This window comes from Microbacterium sp. K41 (assembly GCF_004794395.1).
Taxonomy (GTDB): Bacteria; Actinomycetota; Actinomycetes; order Actinomycetales; family Microbacteriaceae; genus Microbacterium; species Microbacterium sufflavum.
On sequence record NZ_SSDO01000358.1, the window covers coordinates 1 to 2,461 of the forward strand.

General features: G+C 72.8%; 2 protein-coding genes and 2 pseudogenes. All 4 read left to right on the forward strand.

The features are described 5' to 3' along the window. Window positions 1–317, forward strand: a pseudogene (locus DW309_RS11050) (LLM class flavin-dependent oxidoreductase); the annotation flags it as partial. Beyond that, window positions 314–1,114 (forward strand): coenzyme F420-0:L-glutamate ligase, encoded by an 801-nt coding sequence (gene cofE / locus DW309_RS11055; protein ID WP_136045404.1) that lies wholly within the window; start codon window positions 314–316, stop codon window positions 1,112–1,114. The pseudogene DW309_RS11050 and the gene cofE, both read left to right, overlap by 4 nt. Next, a complete protein-coding gene (gene fgd / locus DW309_RS11060; RefSeq protein WP_136045405.1) occupies window positions 1,111–2,124 on the forward strand; it encodes a glucose-6-phosphate dehydrogenase (coenzyme-F420) in 1,014 nt (337 codons plus the stop codon). Before cofE ends, fgd begins: the two co-directional genes overlap by 4 nt. A 10-nt stretch (window positions 2,125–2,134) precedes the next feature. After that, window positions 2,135–2,461, forward strand: a pseudogene (locus DW309_RS11065) (hypothetical protein); the annotation flags it as partial.

The following is a 2,461-nucleotide window of genomic DNA, read 5'->3' on the forward strand; positions in this document are numbered from 1 at the left end:
AGCTGCCGCTGTCGTGGGCGCCGACCGAGGAGCAGGCGCTCGCCCAGGCCCACGCCGAGTGGCCCATCGCGGCGCTGCGCATGCGGCGAGGCGACGTGCGCTCGCCCTACGACTTCGAGCAGCTCGTGCGCGGCGTGACCCCGGAGGACCTGCGCGCGTCGATGCTGATCTCCGCCGACCCCGACGTGCATCGCGCGCAGATCCAGCGCTACGCCGACCTCGGCTTCACCCGCATCTACCTGCACAACGTGGGGCCGAACCAGCGGGAGTGGCTCGAGGTCTTCGGGCGCGACGTGCTGCCGAAGGTGCGCGCATGACCGCCCCCGGCCTGCACGTGTTCGCCCTCCCCGGCATGGGCGAGGTGCGCCCGGGCGACGACCTGGTCGGGCTCATCCTCGCCACGGGCGTGGAACTGCAGCACGGCGACATCCTCGTCGTCACCTCGAAGATCGTGTCCAAGGCGGAGGGGCGCTACGTGCAGGCCGCCGACCGGGAGGCCGCGATCACGGCGGAGACCGTGCGCCTCGTCGCCTCCCGCACCCACGACGGCCACACCATGCGCATCGTCGAGAACCGCCTCGGCATGGTCGCCGCGGCCGCGGGCGTCGACGCCAGCAACACCCCCGACGGCTGGGTGCTGCTGCTGCCCGAAGACCCCGACCGCTCCGCCCGTGCGCTCGCCGCGGGGCTCCGCGCCGCGACCGGGGCCGAGGTCGGTGTGCTCCTCAGCGACACCCTCGGGCGGCCCTGGCGCGAAGGACAGATCGACGTCGCGATCGGCGGCGGCGGCGTGCACATGGTCGCCGACCTCCGCGGCACCACCGACCAGGCGGGCAAGGTGCTCAGCGTCACGACCCCGTGCGTCGCAGACGAGCTCGCCGCCGCCGCCGACCTCGTCAAGGGCAAGGCCAGCGGGAACCCGGTCGCCGTCGTGCGAGGCCGCGGCGACCTCGTGGGTCCGCTCGACCTGCCCGGCGCGTCGAGCATCGTGCGCGGCGCCGACCGCGACCTCTTCTGGCTGGGCACCGCCGAGGCGCTCGACCAGGGCTACCGCGACGGCTATGCGGCCGCGCGCGCCGAACTCTCCCCACCCGAACAGAAGGATGCGACATGACACTGACCCTCGGATACAAGGCCAGCGCCGAGCAGTTCGACCCGCGTGAGCTGGTCGAGATCTCGGTCGCGGCCGAGGCGCACGGCATGCAGTCCGTGTTCGCGAGCGACCACTTCCAGCCGTGGCGGCACACCGGCGGTCACGCGCCGTTCTCGCTCACCTGGATGGCGGCTGTCGGCGAGCGCACGTCGAGCATCCGCATCGGCACCTCCGTGCTCACCCCCACCTTCCGCTACAACCCGGCGGTGCTCGCCCAGGCGTTCGCGAGCCTCGGCTGCCTCTACCCCGACCGGGTGATCCTGGGGGTCGGCTCCGGCGAGGCGCTCAACGAGATCGCCACCGGGTTCCGCGGCGCCGGTGAGCAGGAGTGGCCCGAGTTCAAGGAGCGCTACGCCCGCCTGCGCGAGTCGGTGCAGCTCATGCGGGCGCTGTGGTCGGGCGACCGCGTGAGCTTCGACGGCGAGTACTACTCCACGCACGACGCCTCCATCTACGACCGGCCCGAGGGCGGCATCCCCATCTACATCGCCGCGGGCGGCCCGATGGTCGCCCGCTACGCCGGCCGCGCGGGCGACGGCTTCATCTGCACGTCGGGCAAGGGCCAGGAGCTCTACGTCGACCAGCTGCTGCCCGCCGTGAAGGAGGGCCTGGAGCAGTCCGAGCGCTCCTTCGACACGTACGACCGCATGATCGAGATCAAGCTGTCGTACGAGGAGACCAGGGAGGCGGCGCTGGAGAACACCCGGTTCTGGTCCCCGCTGTCGCTGTCGAAGGAGCAGAAGCACGACATCACCGACCCGGTCGAGATGGAGAAGGCCGCCGACGCGCTGCCCCTGGAGACCATCGCCAAGCGGTGGATCGTCGGCAACGACCCCGACGCGGTCGCCGCCGAGATCCAGCAGTACATCGACTGGGGCTTCAACCACCTCGTCTTCCACGCGCCCGGTCACGATCAGCGCCGGTTCCTGCAGCTGTTCGAGCGCGACATCGCGCCGCGGCTGCGCGGGTGAGGGCGCGGCCATGACGGGCGGTCTGCGTGCCGGGGCGTCACCGCACGCCCCGGCGCGGGAGTGGGTGGTCGTGATCCCGGTGAAGCGGGCGGAGTTCGGGAAGACGCGACTGCGGCTCCCGGGCGTCGACCGCGAGCCGCTCGCCCGGGCGATCGCGCTCGACACGGTCGAGGCCGCCGCGCTGTGCCCGCGGGTCGCGGAGGTCGTGGTGGTCACGAGCGACGAGGTCACCGCGGCCGCCCTGCTCCCGGTGCCCCGCGTGCGGATCGTGCGCGACCGCGTCGAGGGGCTGACCGCGGCGATCGCGCAGGGGGTGTCTGCGGCGTCGACGCGGCTC